Genomic DNA, 21,963 nt, shown 5'->3' with positions numbered 1-21,963 from the left:
ATCCATGGCCGAATCATGCAGAAAAGGCAGCCTAAACTGAGAAGGTGGACCATGGATGCCGAAACGAGTTCAGCATGACGAAGGAGAGGAAATCGGTGGATTCCCGCAAACTGCGCGGCTCGCCGGATTTTGATATTGACATCAAAGTCAATTTGCGAAACCATGATCGGGCAACAAGAACAGGCGGACCAGATTCCGCCGTCTTCAGGGGAGGATGATATGGGGTCGAGAAGCGTCTCGCGGGCCGGTGCGGCCGTCAGTCTGATCGCGGTTTCGATGTGTCTGGCGATGCCGGCGCACGCCGAGGAGGCGGCGGAACAGAAGCCGGCAGCCGAGGAGGGGCAGGGGCGCAGCAACGAGATCGTCGTCACCGCGCGCAAGCGCGCCGAATCGATCCAGGACGTGCCTGCTGCGGTAACCGCGGTGACGATGGAGGAACTGACGACGCGTCAGGTGACGGGCGGGCCCGACCTTATGACGCAGGTTCCCAACATGACCTTCACCAAGACCAATTTTTCGGGCTATTCGATCCAGATCCGCGGCATCGGAACGCAGGCGATCTCGGTCACCACCGACCCGGCGGTCGGTGTCGCGCTCAACAACACCCCCTTCATTCGCAACCGCTTTTTCGAACAGGAATTCTTCGACCTCGAACGGGTCGAGATCCTGCGTGGCCCGCAGGGCACGCTCTATGGCCGCAACGCGACCGCGGGCGTCGTCAACCTGGTGACCGCGAAACCGAAGTTCGAACCGGGGGCGAAGCTGTCGGTCGACGTCGGCAGTTACAACCAGATCCGCACCGAAGGGATGATCAACATCCCGATCGTCGACGACAAGGTTGCGCTTCGCCTGGCGGGCGCGTGGACGAAGCGCGACGGCTATGTGCACAACAGCATCACCGACAAGCAGATCGATGGCCGCGACCTCTGGTCGACGCGCGCCAGCCTGCTGTTCCGCCCGACCGATAATTTCGAGGCCAATTTCGTCTGGGAACATTTCAACGAAAACGACGACCGCCTGCGCTCGGGCAAGCAATTGTGCAAGACCGATGAACGGACCGAGGTCGCTGGGTTTCCGGTGACGCATTTTCAGGCGTTGCCCGATAGAGGGCAGTCTGGGGGGACCTATATTGGCGGGGTCCAATCGACTTTCAGCCAGGGGTGTTTGCCGTCGAGCTTCTATTCCGAAGAAAGTTATCAGACACCAAACGGCTTGTCCGCTCCATACTATGGCCCATTGGGCGCGATCGGTTTACCGGTGGCGCTGAAGGACCCTTATGTCAGTCGTGTCCAGTCGCAAAATTTGCGCGAGATCGAGTCAACGATCGAGCCACATTATCGTGCGCGTTCGAACATCTTTGAATTACAGCTCGGTTGGGATGTGGCTGACAATTTGAAGCTGAGTTCCGAAACTGCCTATTCAACCGACAAGATCTTTTCGACGCAGGATTTCAATCGTTTCAATACTCGTTCCGGTGCCTTCTTCTACGATGATCGACGCCCCGGCGTTCTCGAAGAGGGGCCGGTTGTGCTGACGCCGGAGGAAGCGTCGGGCAATGGCCGATTCAAAACCGGTATCTTCTGTGATCCACAATTGGGCTGTGCGGACCGGCTTGTCGGTATGGACCTCTCCACCGCCAAATCGACACAATTCGCGCAGGAATTCCGTCTGGCATCCAATAATGACGGGCCGTTCAATTTTAATATCGGCGCCAATTTCCTGCGTTATGATACGCGGGAGAAATTCTATGTTTTCTTCAATTCACTCAGTCTGGCTACAGCTAGAGGTTGGCCTGGCATCGACTACAAGCCCTATGTCGGCGGTGTCAGCGATAATCGGGAATGTATGCCTAACGGGTTGCAGCCGCCCGATCCCAATCGGGCCTATGAAGTTTCAACCTGCGTTTATATGGACCCCAATCCCGTCGGCAGCCTCAACGATCTTGGTCACAATTATTTCCTTAGCAACAACCCTTATGACCTGACATCCTATGCTGCCTTTGGCGAAGCCTATTATGACATTACGGATACGCTGAAATTCACGATCGGCGGACGTCTTACTGTCGATGAGAAGGAGGCGCCGCGCATTCCGAGTTGGGTTGTTGCGGGGCAGTCTGCCGGTTCCTCGGTCGCGAAAGTGATCGAGCAAAAATGGGTCAAGCCGACGGGCAAGGTCAGTCTCGATTGGAAGCCCGAACTGTCCTTCACCGACAGCACCTTGATCTATGCTTCGATATCCCGAGGCTACAAGGCGGGCGGCGCCAATCCGCCGTCGACTGGCACGGTGGCATACGCTTTGCCACTTGGCGGAAAGACGGACGTGGTCGACGCGATCGTCAGGCGATCTGCGACCCGCCCCGAAACGTTTGCCCCCGAGTATGTCAATGCGTTCGAGATCGGCATTAAAAACGAATTGTTGAATCGCACGCTGACGGTCAATTTGGCAGGCTTCTTCTATGACTACAAAGGCTATCAGATTTCGCAGATCGTCGATCGGTCGGCAGTCAATCTGAACTTCGACACGTTGGTCTGGGGAGCCGAACTGGAATCGCTGTGGAGCCCGACGGAGAATTTTCAGCTTGGCCTGAAAATGGGTTATCAGGGGAGCAAACTGAGGAAGGGGTCGCAGGCCGTCGACCTGATGGATCGTACAGCGGGCAATCCAGACTGGGTGGTCGTGCGGCCGTTTCCTGCCTATCCGTCAAACTGCGTCCTGCCGGCCGCCCTGTTTCAAGGCGTCGTTCCGGCAGGCGTCATTAACTTCGGAACGCCAGGTGACCCGGCACTGATCAATCTCGGTGGCATGAGCGGGGGCAATCCCGGTCCATGCGAACTGGCCTATCAACTGGGCTACGATCCCGTGACTGCAGCTCCCTATGTCCCCAATCCGACCACGGGTGGGCCGCTTTCGATGCTGGCGTGGAAGCCGGGTTATGGTGGATGGGATCCCTCGACCGCGCCGAACAATGGCGAAGGCTTCTACACGGACATATCGGGCAACGAACTTCCCAATGCGCCGCACGTCACCGTGTCGATCAATGCAGACTATACCATTCCCCTCGGAAAGAGCTGGCTGGCGACGCTGCACGGCGACTATTATTATCAGGGCAAAAGCTGGGCGCGCGTCTTCAACCGTCCCGACTATGACCGCATCAAGCCCTACACCACGGTCAACGCAGCGCTGCTACTGCACAATGCGGAGGCAGGCTGGAATATCATGGCCTACGTCAAGAATATCTTTAACCGGACCGCGATCACCGGCGCCTTCCTTCTCAGTGACGACACCCAGCTCGTCACCAATATGTTCCTCACCGAACCGCGCCGTTATGGTCTGCGCGTGACCAAGGAATTTTCGGGGCTTCCTTTCGGCTTCGGCGGTGCCAATCACCCCCATAAGCCCGGAACGCCGTGGGACGTGACGATCGAGGGTGGGGTCGAGCTGCTGCGGCATGGTGGCGGTAATGCTCCCTATCGCCCAACCTTCGCCGACGCCTATCCGGCGGACATCGACGCGTTTACTCCGATTCAGGCGCATCGTCCGCAGGCCTGGCGGGACAGCACCGACCTCGCGGTGATTGTCCAGCCGAACGACAGTCCCTGGAAACTGACCGCCGAGCTTCGCTATGGCAAGGATGGACAAAATCGGCGCGGTCGTGCGGAAAAGGTCGGCGATCCCATCTGCGCTTTCAGCAACCCTTCCAATATCGATGACTGTACCAGTATACGGCCAGTCTTCACCAATTGGTCTGACGTTGGAGCCGTCGATAGCCAGAAGCATTTGATCGGCGATCTTATTTTCAGTCACGCCATCGATCTGTCGCCGCGTGTACACAGCTTCATTGGGATTGGCGCGCGTTACACCGATTTACAGGATGATACATCACTCGACATATTTGGCATCCCGGATAACGTGCAAGAAAATAACATTCTCCTGCGGATGGCGGCCTTCCATCGCTATCAAAGCTATGCCGATATCAAGCGCGAATTCCACGGTGTTGGTCCGATTGTCCGCTGGGATGGCACTGCCGACCTCTTCGGGACTCCCGAAACCGGAGTCATCGGTTTCGACTGGGCGCTGACGGGAGGTTTGCTCTTCGGCCGTCAGAAATCCAACATCACGGCAGAGGAAACCGACGAATTCTGGGCTGAGAGCACGTCACCTGCAGATGTCGTGCGGCGCATCAATATTGCAGTGGGATATATGAGGTCGCCGGATACGGAAACCACCACCCAAGTCAGCATCGCCCGCCGCAACAGCGTCACCGTCCCGACGCTCGGCGCTGCGGCCGGCCTGTCCTACAGCATCGGGCGCGTGGGGGTGAAGGCGGGGTATCGCTGGGATCGCTATTTCAACGCCATCGATGGCGGCGGGGCGGATGGTCCGGGGAAATATGACCGCACGATCCACGGTCCCTACATCAAGCTGAGCATCGGTTTCGGGAACTGATCCAACCGCTCTCCCACCCGCACTCCGGGAAGCGTCCACTGGGGGGCGGGTCTTGGCCCGCCCCGCTTTTTTGGAAGGAGATGGAGGCTAAAGCGGCGCGATCACGAACATCGGCAGCAGTTTGGCGGCGAGGCTGCGCATCGCGTCCTCGTCCTGGCCCAGCATGTCGCGCAGGTGCGGGCCGATGACCGCATCCCCAAACGCGCACGTCGCGACCATCAGCACCGCCGACCGAACGCGCGGGTCGGCGTCCTCGTCGAGGAACTTGTCGCGAAAGGCGACGACCAGGCTGTTCACCGCCTCGCGCACCGGCTCCAGATGCGAAAAGTCGCGCGACAGGGCGATCCAGGCGGCGAGCTGGCCCGCGCCGCCTTCGCCAAAGGCGTCGAACACCTGATCGACGATCACCCGCGGCGCCGCGCCATCGGTCTTGATACGCTCGACCGCGCTGTCGAGTGCGTCGGTCAGGTCGCGGATCATCGATCCCATCAGCGCCGACTGCAGATCGGCGGCCGAGCCGAAATGATAGAGGACGTTGGCGTGCGACATGCCGATCGCTTCGCCGACATTGGCGAGCGTCACCGCGGCCGGCCCGCCTTCGAGGAGCAGCTTGCGCGCGGCGATCAGCCCTTCCTCGCGCGCCTTGTCGCCCATCCACTTGCGCCGCCGGACCCGGGGCTCCTTTGGAACTTTCGCCACTTCGGTCAATGATGGTCCCTCTATTCCCCCGGTGCGTGGGACGGCGGCGCGTCGGCGCGGCGGGGTGGCCGCCGACGGCGCAATGCCGTGACTCCTGAACCGCCGCTGCGCGTTCGTCAATATGACAGCGCGCACGAAGGCGGCGCCGGACCGGAAGAGGGAGGATCAGGCGGGGATGGCGGCCAGCCTCTGCCGAAGCCAGCGATGGCCGCGCGCGCGGACCTTCGCGGCATAGGCGCCGGGAAAGTGGATGATCCCGTGCGGCGCCTCGGGCAGCAGCGCCAGCTCGGCCTCGCCCCCTGCGGCTTGCAAGCGCTCGGCGAGCTGGACGCTGTCGTCGCGCAGCGGATCGATGTCGCCGACGACGATCAGCGCGGGCGGCAAGCCGGTCAGGTCGTCGTAAAGCGGTGAGAGGTCGGGCCGGCGCCTTTCCTCGCGGGTCAGGCCGGGACACAGCCGCGCGATCTGGCGCTCGAGCGTCGGGCCGTGGAGGACGAGGCTGTCCTTGCCCGCGGCCATGGCGCTGGGCGTGCCGCCGAGGTCGTAGACGCCATAATGCAGGACCATGCCGCGAAAGCGGCTTTGCCACTCCGGCTGATCTTTGAGCCTCAACGCGGCCGACAGCGCGAGGTGGCCGCCGGCGGACTCGCCGGTGAGGAAGATCGGCAAGTGCGCGGCGTCCGGCCGTTCGGCGATCGCCAGCGCCGCCGCGGCGCATTCGGTCTGGATCGCGGCGATCGAACGCGGCATCGCGAGCCGATAGTCGACCGAAAAGACCAGCAGGCCGCATGCTTCCGCAAAACCGGCGTTGAGCTTGTCGTCCATCGCGGCGAGGCCGACCGCCCAGGCGCCGCCGTGGAAATCGATCAGCACGCCCCTGGGCGGACCGTCGGGCCGGAGGATGCGGACGGGCGTGCGGTCGGGCGTCGGGAGACGCTCCAGAGTCAGGGCGATGCCGCGGCGGCCGACCCGTGTCGCCGATCCGGTCGTTGCCGCTTGCAGAAGCCGCCGCGTGAGCCACAGCCGTGCGCCGCCGGTCACCTTCAGCCGCGGCGCCCAGCGAAGCAGGTGGTTCCGTCGTCGCTGCGCCCGGATGTCCTCTTCGCTCACCATAGGCTCACCTCATTAATTTGACATTGAATTATATTCATACCCATCAGAACGGAGCAGATCGCCAAAAATTAGGCTCCATTCAACGGAATGGCGGCGTGGTCACTATTTATAATTGACATCAATGTCAAATTTGGGCAATCGAATCTCGAACAGGGCAACCGACGGGAGTTTTCGACACATGCATAAATCGACCGCCTTTCTGGGCGCCGCCGCCATCGTCCTCGCCGCGCCCGCCGCCTCGGCCGCGAGCCCGCGCGCCACGCTCGTCACCGCCGCGTTTCAGACCGGCGGCAAGACGCAGGCGCTGGCGCTGGTGAACCAGGCGATCCGGTCGCTCGACGCCACGCTGGCGAAAGAGCCCGGGAATCGCGACGCCCAGCTTCAGCAGGGAATCGCCTATGGCTATCGCGGCAAGCTGACGCGGTCGCTGGGCGATGCCCGGCGCGGGCGCGATTTGCTGACGACTTTCGCGAACCGCCATCCGAGCGATCCCGAGGCGCAGATCGCGCTCGGCGGATGGCATCTGACCGTGATCAACGAGGTCGGCGGGTTCGTCGGCGGCTCGGCGCTCGGTGCCAGCAAGAGCAAGGGGCTGGCGGCGCTGAACAAGGCGGTGAGCCTTGGCGGCAACCGCGCCTTCTTTCCCGCTTATGCCGGGCTGGCGCGCATCGCGCTCGACGCGAAGGACGCGTCGGCGGCAAAGCTGCTGCTCGACAAGGCGGTGCGCGCGCCGGCGCCGGCCGAAGTCGACCGGATCACACAGGCGGCCGCGAAGCGCGTCGTCGCGCTGATCCGTGCTGGCGACAACAAGGGGGCCTCCCGCCTCGCCGAGCAACTATTGCCGTTCGGCCGGATATCCTGACGCGGCGGCAAAGCAAGGAGGTTGCGGCGTTATTCGGCGGCGAGGCCGACCGCGGCGAGCGCTTTCGTCGCGACCTCCATGTCCTGATGATAATGGCCGCCGCTGATGCCGAAGCCGCCGATCACTGCGCCTTCCTCTTTGACCGGATAGCCGCCGCCGAAGGTGACGAGGCGGTCGGTGTGGACGATGCCGTGGAGAAGCGGCGGGTCGTTCTTGATGAACTCGTGCCACGCGTGCGTCGCCATGCCGAATCCGGCGGCGGTATAGGCCTTGTTGATCGCGATGTCGGTGCTGAGCAGCGGCGCGCCGTCCATGCGCTGGAAATAAATGAGATTGCCCGCGGCGCAGGTGACCGCGATGCACATCGGCACGCCGATTTCGGCGGCGGCCGCGGCGGCCGCGTCGGTCAATTCGCGTGCGGCGGCGGCGGAGATGGTGGCGATCGGGCGGCTGTGCGTCATGCGGAAACTCCTTAGTAAGCTAATTACTCAGGCGCCTCCATTGCCAGCTTCGCCCGCCGTGCGCCAGCCCCGCTGTGCGCCGCAACACAGGCGAGAACGCTCGCGACGACGAAGCCGAACGCCGCCGCTTCGAGCGCGGTCGGTCCGCGCTGTTCCCACCAGAAGGCATAGAGGAGCGCGAACAACGTCTCGAACAGGATCATCTGGCCGGTGAGCGCCAGCGGCAGCAATCGGCTCATCCGGTTCCAGAGCGCGTTGCCGGCGATCGACGCCAGCAGAGCGACGCCGACCGACACGCCCGTGAACAGCAGCCAGTCGGGGGCACCATGACCCCAATTTTCGAGGAAGAGCGCGAGCGGAAGCAGCAGCAGGCATTGGGCGCCGGTGGCGATCCCGATGAGCAGACTCCAGTCGTGGGCGGAAATCGCGTCGAGGCGGGCGAGGGCGCGGCTGTTGCGGACCGCATAGGCGGTCCATGAGGCGAGCGCGCCGATCGCGCAGACAAGGCCGATCAACGGCTCGATCGATGCGCTGCCGAGCAGCGCGAACGCCTGCCATCCGACGCAGATCGCGCCGGCGCCGCAGAGGAGGAGGGAGGGAAGCAGCCGTCGGAGCGGCACGGCATCGGCGTCGCGTCGGCCGATGATTGTCACCGCGACCGGCAGGAAGCCGATGACGAGCGAGGTCATCGCGATGCCGCCCGCCTGCACCGCCGCCGACAAGAGCACATAGTAAAGCGTGTTGCCGAGCAGCGCGAGCAGGGCGAGTTCGCGTCCGTCGCGCCGAGCGAGATGCGATGCGAGCATCCGGCGGCGCGGCGCGATCAGGACGAGCGACAACAGACCATAGGCGAGATAGCGCCCGATCGTCAGTTGCAGCGGCCCGAAGGCCGCGGCGAGTTGCGGCGCCAGGAAGACGAGACCCCAGAGCGCGCCGGCTCCCATGCCATATGCCACCCCGGCGAGGGTTGCCTTTCCGCCTTGCGCCATGGTCCCGATTCCCTTGCTGCCCAACGGCGCGGTGATAGCATCGCCGCAGCGAGCGAAGCGCTCTTGATCGCACCGGCAAATGCAACAAAAGTGCGTCCATGTCCCGTCCCGCCAACCGTTCCGCGCGCGCGCTCGATTCGTTCGACAAGGCGATCCTTCGCCTCGTCCAGCGCGACAACAAGATGCCGCAGCGCGCGATCGGCGAAGCGGTCAACCTCTCCGCGGCGGCGGTGCAGCGGCGGATCGCGGCGATGGAGGCGGCGGGGATCATCCGGGCGAATGTCGCGCTGATCGATCCTGCGGCAGCGGCGCTGACGATCACCTCGATCGTCGAGGTGCGGCTGATCGACGAACATGTGGCGACGGTCGAGGCCGCGAAGGCGCTGTTCCGGGCCACGCCCGAAATCCAGCAATGCTATTATGTCACCGGCGGGATCAGCTTTGCGCTGGTGATCGTCACGATCGACATGCCCGCCTATGAGGCGCTGACGCGGCGCCTGTTCGTCGAAAATCCCGCTATCGAAAGCTTCCGCTCGCTGATCGCCCTCGACCGCGTGAAGGCCGAAACGGGCGTCATCGTCCCCTGATTGGGAGGTGACAGGCCGGTCGCCCGGCGCGCAAGAAATGTCAAATCTCGTTGCAAGCGAGGCTAAAGCCACGCGGGGGGCGCCGATCTAATTCTTTCCCATGAGGTTCGCAGAGGCCTCGATCGGGAGAGATGATATGGCAAGCATGGCCTTTTCGCGCGCGCTTCTCGCCGCGCTCGCAATTTCGACATCGACCGCCGCGCTGGCGCAGGAGACGGGCGGCGCGCCCGCCGGGACCGACGCCGCCGACGGCGACATCGTCGTCACCGCGCAGCGCCGCGAACAGTCGCTGCTCGACGTGCCGCTCGCGGTCACCGCGCTCGGCGGCGACACGCTCGCCGAACGCGGCATCACCAATTCGGCGCAGCTCGGCGACGCGGTTCCCAATCTTCAGATCAACAGCCCTTATGGCGATACGCAGCCGAACTTCTCGCTGCGCGGCATCGGGGTCGCGAACGAATATAACAGCAATCAGGCGTCGCCCGTAGGGGTCTATCTCGACGACGTCTATCTGGCGCCGCGCACCAGCCATGGCATGGGGCTGTTCGACCTCGACCGCATCGAGGTGCTGCGCGGGCCGCAAGGGACACTGTTTGGGCGCAACACCACCGGCGGCGCGATCAACTTCATCACGAAGAAGCCGGGCCTGTCGGGCACGAACGGCTACGTCCAGATCGGTTACGCCAATTTCGACACGATCACCGCGCAAGGCGCCGCCGAGGCGACGCTCGCAGAGGATGTCGCGGGGCTTCGTCTCGCGGTGAATTATGCCAAGGGCGACGGGCAGATCAAAAACATCTTCCCCGGCGGGCGCGATGCGGCGTCGGTCGACACGCTGCAAGGGCGCGCGTCGCTGCGGATCAAGCCGACCGAGACGCTCGACGTCGTGCTGCGCGCCTATGGCGGGCGCGATCGCGGGACGCAGGCGGCGGTCCACGGCCTCGGCGCCTTCCGCACCGGGCTCGGCTTCTTCGAAACCGACGAGAATCGCATTGGCGAGAACCGTACCGACGCCTGGGGCTTTTCGGCCAATATCGCGCTCGAACTGAACGACCGGCTCAGCCTGACCTCGATCACCAGCTACGACGGCGGCAAGCAGGATTTGCAGCAGGCGGCCGACGGCTCGCCGCTCGACCTGCTCGATATCAACTGGCGGTCGCGTTACCGCCAGTTCAGCCAGGAATTGCGCGCCAATTACGATGGCGACGGCATCACCTTCGTCGGTGGACTCTTCTATGGTTGGGACCGTAACATCACCGACAATCGGTTCAACCTGCCGCTGCCCCCGGCGGGCGGCTTCTTCCAGCATTACCGGCAGGTGCGCAAAAGCTATGCGGTGTTCGGCCAGGCCGACATCGACCTTGCCGAGCGGCTCGTGCTGACCCTGGGCGCGCGCTATACCACCGACAAGTCGCGCTACGACGACGCCTTCGCCTATCTGTTCGTCGGCGGGGTCGACGATCCCGACACGCCGATCGCGACGACGGTGCCGTGCGCGGGCGTCGCGGGCACCTGTCCCTATGATCCCGATGCGCGCTTCGCGCTCGCCGACACCAATCACGCGCTGACCGGGCGCGTGGCCCTGAGCTATACTTTCGACAGCGGGATGCTGCTCTACGCCAGCTATAACCGCGGCTATCGCGCCGGGGCGGTCAACGGCGGCGGCTACACCTCGTCGAGCGGAATTTCCTACATCGAGCCCGAGCGGGTCAACGCCTATGAAGTCGGGATCAAGGGCCGCGCGGGCGGGCGGCTGCTGACCTATGCCGCCTCCGCTTTCTATTACGACTATGCGAACCAGCAGTTGCAGGACACGCGAGCAGGTCCCGTTTCCTTCCTCGTCAACGCCCCGGCGTCGGAGGTCTATGGCCTCGAGGTCGAAACGACGCTGCGTCCCGCCGCCGGCTTCCGCATCGATGCGTCGCTCGGCTGGCTGCATTCCAAATATAAGGAGCTGACGCTGCAAGGCGCCGACCTGTCGGGCAATTCGCTCCCCTTCGCGCCCAAGCTCACCGCGCAGCTCGGTTTCGAGTGGGACATGGTCGATATCGCGGGTGGCACGCTGACCTTCGCGCCGAACATGGCCTATTCGAGCCGCCAATATTTCTCGCCCTTCAACGCGGTCGACGCGCCCGGCACGCCGCAGGTGAACAGCGAGTTGCAGCAGGGCGCGAACGCCAAGGTCAACGCCTCGCTGAGCTGGTCTAACGACGCGCTGACCGTCCGGCTGTTCGCCAACAACCTCTTCGATCGCAAGACCTATGGCTATGGGCTCGACCTGCGCGGTGCGGGTTTTCCGTTCAATTTCCTCGTCCCCGCCGCGCCGCGCACCTATGGCGTCAGCCTGCGCTACGGTTTCTGACCATGGCGGCGGTCGACCTCAAGGACCCCGATCTCTACGTCGGCGCCATGCCCTATGCCGAACTTGCGGCGCTGCGCGCCGCGGGCTCGGTCCATTGGAACCCCGAGGCGGACGGCGCGGGCTTCTGGGCGGTGTTGGGGTTCGACGACATCGTCGCGGTGTCGCGGCAGGCCGATCTTTTCTCCTCGGCGCATGAAAATGGCGGGCACCGCATCTTCAACGAGAATGAGGTCGGGCTGACCGGGGCGGGCGAAGCGGCGATCGGTATCCCGTTCATCTCGCGCGACCCGCCGACGCACACGCAATATCGCCGCTTCGTCATGCCTGCGCTGTCGCCCGCGCGGCTGGAGGGGATCGAGGCACGGATCGCCGAGCGGGTCGAGCGGCTGTTCGCCGACGTGCCCTTGAACGAGACGGTCGACATCCTGCCGCTGCTCACCGTCCCGCTGCCGCTGCTGACGCTCGCCGAACTGCTCGGCGTTCCGGCCGAAATGTGGCACGATCTCCACCGCTGGACCGATGCCTTCGTCGGCGAGGACGATCCCGATTTCCGCCAGTCGCCCGAAGCGATGGCGGCGATCATGCAGGAATTCATGGGCTTTGCCGCCGCGCTGTTCGACGAACGCCGCGCGCGGCCCGGTCCCGACATCGCCTCGCTGCTCGCGAACACCGAAATCCACGGGGAGCCGGTGCCGCTGGGCGATTTCATCGGCAATCTGATCCTCGCGCTCGTCGGCGGCAACGAGACGACGCGCAATTCGATCAACCACAGCCTGATCGCCTTCGCGGCCAACCCCGACCAGTGGGATGCGATCCGCGCCGATCCCGGCCTGCTCCCGAATGCGGTCAAGGAAATGGTCCGCTATGCCAGCCCCGTCATCCACATGCGCCGCACCGCGACGCGCGACACCGAACTCGGCGGACAGGCGATCCGCAAGGGCGACAAGGTCGTCGTCTTCTACCCCGCCGGCAACCGCGATCCGGCGATCTTCGCCGACCCTGATCGCTTCGACGTGACGCGCCTGATCCGCCAGCATCTCGCTTTCGGCGCGGGGGTGCATGTCTGCGTCGGATCGCGGCTGGCCGAGATGCAATTGCGACTCGCCTTTGCCTGGATGGCGCGGCATGTTCGGCGCTTCGAGGTCGTGGAAGAGCCGCGCCGCGTGCGGTCGAACTTCATCAACGGCTTCAAGCGGCTCGAGGTCAGGCTGGTGGCGTGAAACAGGACAGCGTCTGGGATAATAAGGAGATCATCTGCGACGTCCTCGGCCGCGCGCCCGATGTCGAGATGGGGTCGTTCGGCGACGGCTGGTCGCTCTGCCGCTGGCGCCAGTTCGTCGGCAGCTATACCTTGCCCGCGCTGCCGCAGCCGATCTTCACCGTCCATGTCGCGGGCAAGCCGCAGGTAAAGACCTGGGACAGGGACGGCTGGACCGAGACGAGCTCGATCCCCGGCTGCGCGACGATCGTCCCAGCGGGGATGCCGACCGGCTGGCTCGTCGATGGCGAGCTCGACGTCGTGACGCTGTCGATGTCGTCGGACGTGCTCGCGGGGCAGCCGCACGCCGATCAGTTCAGCAGGATGCGCTTCGCCTTCGCCGATCCGCTGGGGGTCGCGCTGACCCGCCAGATCCTCGCCGAGCTTTACGCGCCGCAGGCCGAGGAGCGCACCGCCTATGTCTCGGCGATGGTCAATGCGCTCAAGGCGCATATCCTCTCGGGACCGCCCGCGCATGGCAATCCCACCGAAATCCCGGTGTCGGATTTTTCGGCCTACCGCCTCCACAAGATCATGAACGCGGTGCTCGCCAACCCGGCGGAAGAGCATAGCCTCGAAGCGATGGCGGCGGTCGCGGGGGTGACGCCGTCGCATTTCTGCCGCCTGTTCAAGAAGGCGACGGGCATTTCGCCGCACCAATATGTGATGAAGGCGCGGCTCGACCGCGCACAGCAGATGCTCGTCCAGACCGACCTCAGCCTCGCGGCGCTGTCCGAGGCGACGGGTTTCACCAGCCAGAGCCATTTCAGCCGCGCCTTCCGCGCCTGGTTCGGCATGGCGCCGAGCGACTATCGCCAGCAGGAACGGCGCGGGCTTCATTGAACGGAGAAGGATATGACCGAAGCGACGGCCGCCGTGGTGCGACAGCCCGGCGGCGATTTCACGATCGAGACGATTGCGGTCGAGGCGCCGCGCGCGGGTGAGGTGCGGGTGCGGATCGCGGGGGTCGGGCTCTGCCACACCGATCTGATCTTCCGCGACCAGTTCGCGCCCTTTGCGCTGCCCGGGGTGCTCGGCCATGAAGGCGCCGGGGTGATCGAGGCGGTGGGCGAGGGCGTCGAAGGCCTCGCCGTCGGCGACGCGGTCGTCGTCGGCTTTTCGAGTTGCGGCGCCTGCCCGCGCTGCGACGAGCATCTGCCGAGCTATTGCCAGAGCTTCGTGCCGCTGAACTATGCCGGGATGCGGCTCGACGACGGCTCGACCGCCTATGCCAAGAGCGATGAGCGGATCACGTCGCATTTCTTCGGTCAGTCTTCTTTCTCGGCGCTGACCGTCACGCGCGCGCGCAATGTGGTGAAGGTCGATACGTCGAAGGTCGCGCTCGAACTGCTCGGGCCGCTCGGCTGCGGCTTCCAGACCGGCGCGGGCGGCGTGATGAACTCGCTCGCCTGCCCCGCGGGGTCGAGCATCGCGATCTTCGGCGGCGGCCCGGTCGGGCTGGCGGCGGTGATGGGCGCGGTGATCCGGGGATGCTCGACGATCATCCTCGTCGAACCGATCGCAGCGCGGCGCGACATCGCCGGGAGGCTCGGCGCGACGCATGTCGTCGATCCGGCCGAGGCTGGCGATCTGGCCGAAGCGCTGCGCGCGATCGTTCCGGCCGGGCTCGATTTCGCGTTCGACACCAGCGGCGTCATTCCCGTCATCGAGGCCGGGCTTGCCGCGCTCGGCAGCCATGGCGCGATCGGGCTCGTCGGCGTGCCCGCGCAACGCGACGCCGCGATCAGCGTCAACATCGCCGCGCTGATGACCCCGGGGCACCGCATCATCGGGATCATCGAGGGCGACAGCGACCCGCAGCGCTTCATCCCCGAGCTGATCGCGCATCACGCCGCGGGGCGCTTCCCCTTCGACACGCTGATCCAGACCTTTCCGCTTGCCCGGATCAACGAGGCCGTTGCCGCGCAGGCGCGCGGCGAGTGCATCAAGGTCGTGCTGATACCCTGAGGAGAGATACCATGAATTTCGACCGCGACTATGCGATGCTGATCGGCGGCAAGCTGGAGGCCGGCAGCGCCCGCTTCGACGTGCTCAACCCCGCGACCGAGGCCGTGATCGCCAGCGTGCCCGATGCGGACCGCGACGACCTCGACCGCGCCGTCGCCGCGGCGCGCGCCGCTTTTCCCGGCTGGGCCGCGACCCCGATCGCCGAACGCAAGGCCGCGCTGAACGCGATGGGGCAGGCGGTGCTCGCCAACGCCGATGCCTTCAAGCGCCTGCTGACCGCCGAACAGGGCAAGCCGCACGCCGAGGCTGAGGGCGAGATCATGGGCGCGGGCTATTGGCTGATGGGCGCGGCGAGCCTCGATCTGCCGGTCACGGTCAACGAGGACAGCGACGAACGCTATAGCGAGACGCGCCACGTCCCACTCGGCGTCGTCGGCGCCATCGCGCCGTGGAATTTCCCGATGATCCTCGCGATGTTCAAGGTCGGCCCGGCGCTGCTGGCGGGGAATGCGATGGTGCTGAAACCCTCGCCCTTCACGCCGCTGGCGACGCTCAAGTTCGGCGAACTGGTCAAGGATCTGCTGCCGCCGGGCGTGCTCAACATCGTCACCGGCGGCGATGCGCTCGGCCCGTGGATGACGAGTCATAAGGGCTTCGACAAGATCAGCTTCACCGGCTCGACCGCCACGGGACGCCGGGTGATGGAATCGGCGGCGCCGACGCTGAAGCGCGTCACGCTCGAACTCGGCGGCAACGACGCCGCGATCGTCATGCCCGACGTCGATGTCGAAAAGGTCGCCGAGGAGCTCTTCTGGGCCGCCTTCCGCAACAACGGCCAGATCTGCATCGCGACCAAGCGTATGTATGTCCACAAGGACATCTACGAGCCGCTGAAGGAAGCGCTCGTCGCCTATGCGAAGACGGTGAAGGTCGGCGACGGGTCGGAGCAAGGCACGCAAATCGGCCCGATCAACAACGAGGCGCAATACCGCCGCGTGCTCGACCTGATTCAGGATGCCAAGGACAAGGGCTATACATTTCTCGTCGGCGGCGAGGCGGCGGAGGTGCCGGGTTATTTCATCCCCGTCACCATCCTCGACAACCCGCCCGAGGACAGCCGCATCGTGCAGGAGGAACAGTTCGGCCCCGTGCTGCCGCTCCTCAAGTTCGACGACTTGGATGAGGTCGTCGCGCGCGCCAATGCGACCGATTACGGCCTCGGCGGTTCGGTCTGGGGCTCGGATGAGGACAAGGCGTTCGAGATTGCGCAGCGTATCGCGAGCGGGACGGTCTGGGTGAATGAGGTCCAGCATCTGTCGCCCACCGCGGCGTTCGGCGGGATGAAGCAGTCGGGCGTCGGGGTCGAGGGCGGGGTCGAAGGCCTGCTCGAATATACCAATGCGCAGACGATCGTGCAGCGGAAGAAAGCGACGCAGCCCGCCTAGCGTCAGGTGGCGGCGAACGCGTCGCGCTGCTGCGCCATTTCGACGCGGTCGCGCCCCATCGCCTTCGCGCGCAGCAGCGCGGCGTCGGCGGTGCGCACCAACCGGTCGGGCGGACAATGGAGCGGCGTGATCGCGACCCCGATCGAGACGGTGACGGGGCCAAGATTGCCCGCTTCGCTGCCGAGCTGCAGGCCGGCAATCCGCTGCCGGATTTCCTCGGCGCGCGCGCTTGCCTGGTCGGCGGAAAAGCCCGGCAGCAGGACCATGAACTCCTCGCCGCCATAGCGGAAGGCGAGCCCCGCTTCGCGCGTTGCATTCGCCAGCACGCGCCCGACTTCGCGCAGGATCATGTCGCCGGCATCGTGGCCGTGGACGTCGTTGAAGCGCTTGAAATGATCGACGTCGACCATCAGGCAGCCGAGATCGCGGCCGAGCCGCCCGGCCTCTGCGAGTTGCACCTCCAGAAGCTGATCGAGCTGCCGCCGGTTCGGCAGGCCGGTGAGCGGATCGGCGAGCGCCATTTCGCGCAGCGTTTCGCGGAGCTGGAGGTTGGCGACGGCGAGCCCGATATTCTCTGCCAATATGTCGAGATAGATTTCGGGGCCGGTCAGGCCGTCGCCCTGCGCATCCCTGGGTTCGAGATAGAGCAGCCCCAGCGTCTCGCGCTGTGCGATCAGCGGCAGGCACAGCGTGTCGAGCGGCGCGTCGCCGGCGCGCTCGACATGATCGCACGGCACATCGATGCTGGCGCCCGCGGGCCGATGCGGAACGCCGCGCCGCAGCGCCCAGCAGGCAAGCGCCGAAAATTCGGGCCTCGAATGAAGGGGATCGAGCCAGTTGGTCGCCTCGACCACCCTATTGCGCCGCCGGTCGAGCAGGTAGAGGCATCCGGCGAGTCCCGGTGCGATCTCGGGCATGAAGCGGCCGACGACCTCTTTCAGATCGTCCATCGTGTCGCAGCCCTGCAGCCGCTGCGTCATCCGCGACAAGAGGTCGCGCATCGCCCGGTCGGCGTCGCGCTCGGCCTCCAGCCGCAGGCGTTCGAGGCCGTTCTCGCGGAAGATGCGGATCGCCTGCGCCATGTCGCCGATCTCGTCGATCTGGTCGATCGCGGGCGGTTCGGCCTCGAAATCCTGCCGGGCGAGGCGGTTGACGACGTCGCTCAGTTTGACGACCGGATGCAGCACGCGCTGCTTGAAGACGAAATAGAGGACGCAGAGCACGAGCAGCGCGGTCAGCGCGAGCACGATCTCCGACATGCGCTTCCACAGCCGCGACAGGTCGGTGGCGGCCGCGACCTGCCGTTCGGTGCGGCTTTCGAGCCGGTCCTGAAAGCGCCTGAGGTCCATTTCGGCGCGGTCGAGCTGCCGCTCATATTCGGCGCCGAACAGGATCTGGCGGGCCTGTGCTTCATCGCCCTTCTCGTGCGCCGCCAGCGCTGCGCTCTGCTCGTCGCGAAGCAGGTCGGCGAGCCGCACCGCCTCGCCGAGCGCCGCAAGCTCGCTTTCGGAAGCCCCCGCATCGCCGATATGCGCGATCCGCTGCTCGACCGGCTTGAGCGCCGCCGCCTCGGCGCGGTAACCGACCAGATAGGTCGCATCGCCGCTGTTCACATATTGGCGCGCGCGGTCGCTCAGCGCGAAAATGTCGTCGCCCAGCGTCGCGGTCGCCTGATCGAGCCGGTAGCGCTGCTCGACCGCCTCGCGCTCGCGCTGCTGTGCGTTCGAGGCGAGCAGCATCGTCGTCGATGAGGCGATCGTCAGCACGACCGTCGCGCCATAGGCCCAGTTGGTGATGGTCGCGAGACGCATGACCTCCGCTTAATCGCATCGCGATCTTATGGAAGAGGGAAATGCGCGCCCGGTCAGATGGCCGCGGTTGCCGCCATCACCTGCCGCCCGTCGGCCGCAAAGGCACCGAGCTCGATCGCATCGCCGCTGCCGCGCAGCGCAAGATGCAGGTCCTCGCCGCAGATGGCGGGCGAGGTGCCGCGAAAGTCGAAGCGCCTGACGGCATTGTCGCCGAACCGCCGCTGCGCGAGGTCGAGCAGCAATGTCGCGGTCAGCGGGCCGTGGACGACGAGGCCGCGATAGCCCTCCTGCTGGCAAGCATAGGGAAGATCATAGTGGATGCGGTGGCTGTTGAAGGTCAGCGCCGAATAGCGGAACAGCAGCGCCTCCGACGGAACGATCATCCGGTGCGCGTCCCACGGCGACGGATCGAAACTGCCATCGCCGGGCAGCGGCGGGGCAGGCGGAGCGTCGGCGGGGGCCGGCTCGCGAAAGACGATCGATTGCGTCTCGCGCACCGCCAGCTCACCGTCGCCGCGGGTTTCGTGGGCGACTTCGGCGAAGACGAGCTTGCCGCTGCCGCCCTGTTTTTCGGTGATCGCGGCAACGCGCGAGCTGCGCGCCACCGACTGGCCGGGGCGCAGGGGGCGGAGAAATTCGACCTTGCTCGCCGCCCACATGCGGCGGGGCAGGGGGATCGGCGGCAGGAAGCTGTTCGGGCTGTCGTCGCGCACCGGATGGCCGTCGGCGCCGAGGATCGCGGTCGGCGCATCGGGCAGGCCGAAGCACCAGTGATAAGCCTGCGGGACGCTGCCGTCCGCCGGGGCGGCGCGATCGAGCGTCGCGAGCCAGCGCGCCACCGCGGCCGGATCGATATGGTCGCGGCGGACATCCTCGCGGCCGATCCATGCGCTCCAGTCGCTCATCAGTTTCGTCCCCCGGTCAGCCCGCGCGCGATCACCTGCGCCTGAATTTCCGCCGCGCCCTCGAAGATGTTGAGGATGCGCGCGTCGCACAGCACGCGGCTGATCTCATATTCGAGCGCATAGCCGTTCCCGCCGTGGATCTGCAGCGCCGCGTCGGCATTCGACCAGGCAGCGCGCGCGCCGAGCAGCTTCGCCATCCCCGCCTCGATGTCGCAGCGCTTTCCCGAGTCCTTGGCGCGCGCGGCGGCGTAGCTGAGTTCGCGCGCGGTGACGAAATCGACCAGGCTCATCGCGAGCTTGTCGGCGACGCGCGGGAAATGGACGATCGCCTTACCGAACTGCTTGCGGGCGAGCGCATAGCCCAGCCCGAGTTCGAGCGCCCGGCGCGCGACGCCGACGGCGCGCGCGGCGGTCTGGATACGCGCGCCCTCGAAAGTGCGCATGAGCTGCTTGAAACCTTGCCCTTCCTCGCCGCCGAGCAGCGCGTCGGCGGGCGCGGTCAGCCCATCGAACTGGAGCGCATATTCGCGCATCCCGCGATAGCCGAGCACTTCGATCTCGCTGCCGGTCATGCCGGTGGCGGGGAAAGGATCGGCCTCGGTCCCGCGCGGCTTGGGGACGAGCAGCATCGACAGGCCGGCATAGCCTTTCGCATCCGGAAGGGTCCGGGCGAGCAGGGTCATCAGGTCCGAGCGGCTGGCGTGGGTGATCCAGGTCTTGGCGCCGTCGATCACCCAATGATCGCCTTCGCGCCGCGCGCGTGTCTGGAGCGAGCCGAGATCGGAGCCGACGTCGGGTTCGGTGAACACGGCGGTGGGCAAAATCTCGCCGCTCGCGATCTTCGGCAGCCATTCGGCCTTCTGCGTGTCGGTGCCGCCCATCGCGATCAGTTCGCCCGCGATCTCCGAGCGCGTGCCGAGCGACCCCGCGCCGATCCAGCCGCGCGACAATTCCTCGGTGACGAGGCACATCACGAGCTTGCCGAGGCCGAGGCCGCCAAATTCCTCGGGGATACAGACGCCGAAGGTGCCGAGTTCGGCCATCGCCTGCACGGTGGCGTCGGGGATCAGGTCGTTGGCGAGGTGCCAGCCGTGCGCGTGCGGGATAATCGCGGCGTCGGTGAAGCGGCGATACTGCTCGCGGATCGCGTCGAGGTCGGCGTCGTGCAGCGTCTCGCTCGGCCAATGGCCTTCCGCGAGCGCGGCGGCGACCGCGGCGCGCATTGCGGCATGGTCGGCGTCGAGCAGGTCGGCGCAGGCGTCCGCCAGCACCCGCGCGGCGGCGGCGATGCCGAGATCGGCCGGGCGGAAGATTTCGTTCTGCCCCATCGGCAAACCGCCGGTGAGCTGGCCGATGCCTTCGGCGAAAGCGAGGGTGGCGATCTGGCCGTCGAGCGGGTTAGAGCCCTGGCCGGACTCGAACCACGCAAGCGTTGCTTCCAATGCCGCGACCGTCGTTGCGACCCACGCAAAGCCGTGCGCCGCGCGCTGCTCGCGGTCGATCGGGTTCGCCGCCAGCCGCCCGGCGAGCGCCGCCTGTGCCGCGCCGCGATAGGCCTGTACCGCTACAAGAGCGCTATTTAGATTCGCACGCATCGTCAGGACCTCCCCCCTTTCCTATCGTCACCCCGGACTTGATCCGGGGTCCCGCTCAACAACGGTGAAAAGCTGGACCCCGGATCAAGTCCGGGGTGACGAGGAGGAAGGTCTTGTTTCAATGTGACCGCCTGATGCTTATCGATCCGTGCTCCCTCAAACCGCGCGCTCGAAGATCGCCGCGATGCCCTGGCCGCCACCGATGCACATGGTTTCAAGGCCATAGCGGCCGTTCCTGCGAACCAGTTCGCGCGTCAGATTGGCGAGGATGCGCCCGCCGGTCGCGCCGATCGGGTGACCCAGCGAGATGCCCGATCCGTTGACGTTGAGGATTTCGTTCCGGCTGTCGTCGTCGGACCAGTCCCAGCCCTTGAGCACCGCGAGCACCTGCGGCGCGAAAGCCTCGTTGAGCTCGACGAGGTCGATGTCGCCCCAGCCGAGGCCGTTCCGCGCGAACAGGCGCTCGACTGCGGGAACGGGGCCGATGCCCATGCGGCTCGGATCGCAGCCCGCCGCCGCCGAGCTGTGATACCAGGCGATGGGTTCGAGGCCGAGTTCGTCGAGCTTGTCCTCGGCGACGACGAGACAGGCGGCGGCGGCGTCATTCTGCTGGCTCGCATTGCCCGCCGTGACCACGCCGCCTTCCAGCGCGCGCAGCTTGCCGAGCGTTTCCATGCTTGCGTCGGCGCGATAGCCCTCGTCGTGCGCGAAGACGACCGGATCGCCCTTCTTCTGCGGCACGCTCACCGGCACCAGTTCGTCGTCGAACAGGCCGTTCGCCCAGGCGGCGGCGGCGCGCTGATGGCTCTGCACCGCATAGGCGTCGCACGCCTCGCGGCTGATGTCATAATCCTTGGCGAGATTTTCGGCGGTTTCGATCATCCCGGTGATGACGCCGAAACGCTCGACCGGCTGCGACATCACGCGGCCGCGCGTCAGCCGGTCGTGGAGGGTGAGGTTGCCCGCGCGCACGCCCTTGCGGACGTCGGTGCTGTAATGCTCGACATTCGACATCGATTCGACGCCGCCCGCGACGACGACATCGGACATGCCGGTCTGGACCATCATCGCGGCGTTGACGATCGCCTGCAGCCCTGAGCCGCAGCGGCGGTCGAGCTGGTATCCCGGCACAGCGAGCGGCAGGCCCGCGGCGAGCCACGACCAGTGACCGATGCACGGCGCCTCGCCGTTGCCGTAGCCTTGCGAAAAGACGACGTCGTCGACGCGCGCGGGGTCGACCTTGGTGCGCTCCATAAGCGCCTTCAGGATGACGGCGCCGAGGTCGCCCGCGGTCATCGACGAGAGCGAACCGCCGAACTTGCCGACGGCGGTGCGGATGGGGGCGACGATGGCGGCGCGGCGCAGGGTCATTTCGGGTCTCCGATTGGGGCAGGGGTATTTAGCTGCTTCGTCACCCCGGACTTGATCCGGGGTCCCGCTAAGCAACGCTGGGAAGCGGGAC

General features: G+C 65.7%; 16 protein-coding genes. 8 read left to right on the top strand and 8 right to left on the bottom strand.

Annotated features, from left to right (window positions below):
- Window positions 1-162: 162 nt before the first annotated feature.
- Window positions 163-4,446: a TonB-dependent receptor gene (locus tag OJI97_RS07755; protein WP_297662485.1), complete on the top strand. Its 4,284-nt coding sequence runs from the start codon at window positions 163-165 to the stop codon at window positions 4,444-4,446.
- Between the two features lie 87 nt (window positions 4,447-4,533).
- On the opposite strand, the gene OJI97_RS07750 is transcribed toward OJI97_RS07755, so the two are convergent.
- A complete protein-coding gene (locus tag OJI97_RS07750) occupies window positions 4,534-5,100 on the bottom strand; it encodes a TetR/AcrR family transcriptional regulator (RefSeq protein WP_297662484.1) in 567 nt (188 codons plus the stop codon).
- Between the two features lie 210 nt (window positions 5,101-5,310).
- Window positions 5,311-6,258 carry an alpha/beta hydrolase fold domain-containing protein gene (locus tag OJI97_RS07745; RefSeq protein WP_297662483.1) on the bottom strand — a complete coding sequence of 316 codons (948 nt, stop codon included), beginning with the start codon at window positions 6,256-6,258 and terminating at the stop codon, window positions 5,311-5,313.
- 178 nt (window positions 6,259-6,436) lie between these two features.
- Here OJI97_RS07745 and OJI97_RS07740 point away from each other — a divergent pair, with 178 nt between their 5' ends.
- Window positions 6,437-7,120, top strand: a complete 684-nt coding sequence (locus tag OJI97_RS07740) for a hypothetical protein (protein WP_297662482.1) — start codon at window positions 6,437-6,439, stop codon at window positions 7,118-7,120.
- Between the two features lie 29 nt (window positions 7,121-7,149).
- On the opposite strand, the gene OJI97_RS07735 is transcribed toward OJI97_RS07740, so the two are convergent.
- Together OJI97_RS07735 and OJI97_RS07730 are read right to left on the bottom strand one after the other, a co-directional pair.
- Window positions 7,150-7,581, bottom strand: a complete 432-nt coding sequence (locus OJI97_RS07735) for a heme-binding protein (RefSeq protein ID WP_297662481.1) — start codon at window positions 7,579-7,581, stop codon at window positions 7,150-7,152.
- Between the two features lie 23 nt (window positions 7,582-7,604).
- Entirely contained in the window at window positions 7,605-8,570 is a 966-nt protein-coding gene (locus OJI97_RS07730) for a DMT family transporter (RefSeq protein WP_297662480.1), read from the bottom strand.
- A 98-nt stretch (window positions 8,571-8,668) separates the two neighbouring features.
- Between OJI97_RS07730 and OJI97_RS07725 the strand changes: the two genes are divergently transcribed.
- The 6 genes from OJI97_RS07725 to OJI97_RS07700 all read left to right on the top strand — a co-directional run bounded on the left by OJI97_RS07725 (window position 8,669) and on the right by OJI97_RS07700 (window position 16,190).
- Window positions 8,669-9,157, top strand: a complete 489-nt coding sequence (locus OJI97_RS07725) for an Lrp/AsnC family transcriptional regulator (protein WP_297662479.1) — start codon at window positions 8,669-8,671, stop codon at window positions 9,155-9,157.
- A gap of 136 nt (window positions 9,158-9,293) precedes the next feature.
- Entirely contained in the window at window positions 9,294-11,519 is a 2,226-nt protein-coding gene (locus OJI97_RS07720; protein WP_297662478.1) for a TonB-dependent receptor, read from the top strand.
- Between the two features lie 2 nt (window positions 11,520-11,521).
- Entirely contained in the window at window positions 11,522-12,739 is a 1,218-nt protein-coding gene (locus tag OJI97_RS07715; RefSeq protein ID WP_297662477.1) for a cytochrome P450, read from the top strand.
- Complete coding sequence (locus OJI97_RS07710) at window positions 12,736-13,620, top strand: helix-turn-helix domain-containing protein (RefSeq protein WP_257548396.1); 885 nt, start codon at window positions 12,736-12,738, stop codon at window positions 13,618-13,620. Before OJI97_RS07715 ends, OJI97_RS07710 begins: the two co-directional genes overlap by 4 nt.
- A gap of 12 nt (window positions 13,621-13,632) precedes the next feature.
- Window positions 13,633-14,745, top strand: coding sequence for an NAD(P)-dependent alcohol dehydrogenase (locus OJI97_RS07705; protein ID WP_297662476.1), 1,113 nt, complete (start codon window positions 13,633-13,635; stop codon window positions 14,743-14,745).
- Between the two features lie 11 nt (window positions 14,746-14,756).
- Window positions 14,757-16,190: an aldehyde dehydrogenase family protein gene (locus OJI97_RS07700; RefSeq protein ID WP_297662475.1), complete on the top strand. Its 1,434-nt coding sequence runs from the start codon at window positions 14,757-14,759 to the stop codon at window positions 16,188-16,190.
- Window positions 16,191-16,192: 2 nt separating this feature from the next.
- Here the strand turns inward: OJI97_RS07700 and OJI97_RS07695 are convergent, their stop codons facing one another.
- The 4 genes from OJI97_RS07695 to OJI97_RS07680 all read right to left on the bottom strand — a co-directional run bounded on the left by OJI97_RS07695 (window position 16,193) and on the right by OJI97_RS07680 (window position 21,872).
- Entirely contained in the window at window positions 16,193-18,001 is a 1,809-nt protein-coding gene (locus OJI97_RS07695) for a diguanylate cyclase (protein ID WP_297662474.1), read from the bottom strand.
- Between the two features lie 53 nt (window positions 18,002-18,054).
- Complete coding sequence (locus tag OJI97_RS07690) at window positions 18,055-18,906, bottom strand: MaoC family dehydratase N-terminal domain-containing protein (protein ID WP_297662473.1); 852 nt, start codon at window positions 18,904-18,906, stop codon at window positions 18,055-18,057.
- Complete coding sequence (locus OJI97_RS07685; RefSeq protein ID WP_297662472.1) at window positions 18,906-20,501, bottom strand: acyl-CoA dehydrogenase family protein; 1,596 nt, start codon at window positions 20,499-20,501, stop codon at window positions 18,906-18,908. Before OJI97_RS07685 ends, OJI97_RS07690 begins: the two co-directional genes overlap by 1 nt.
- 156 nt (window positions 20,502-20,657) lie before the next feature.
- The gene (locus OJI97_RS07680; RefSeq protein ID WP_297662471.1) at window positions 20,658-21,872 is read right to left on the bottom strand and encodes an acetyl-CoA C-acetyltransferase; all 1,215 of its coding nucleotides are present in this window, start codon (window positions 21,870-21,872) and stop codon (window positions 20,658-20,660) included.
- Between the last annotated feature and the right edge of the window lie 91 nt (window positions 21,873-21,963).

The organism is Sphingopyxis sp. (genome assembly GCF_025869345.1).
Classification (GTDB): domain Bacteria; phylum Pseudomonadota; class Alphaproteobacteria; order Sphingomonadales; family Sphingomonadaceae; genus Sphingopyxis.
This window is presented reverse-complemented; position numbering and strand designations above follow the sequence as displayed.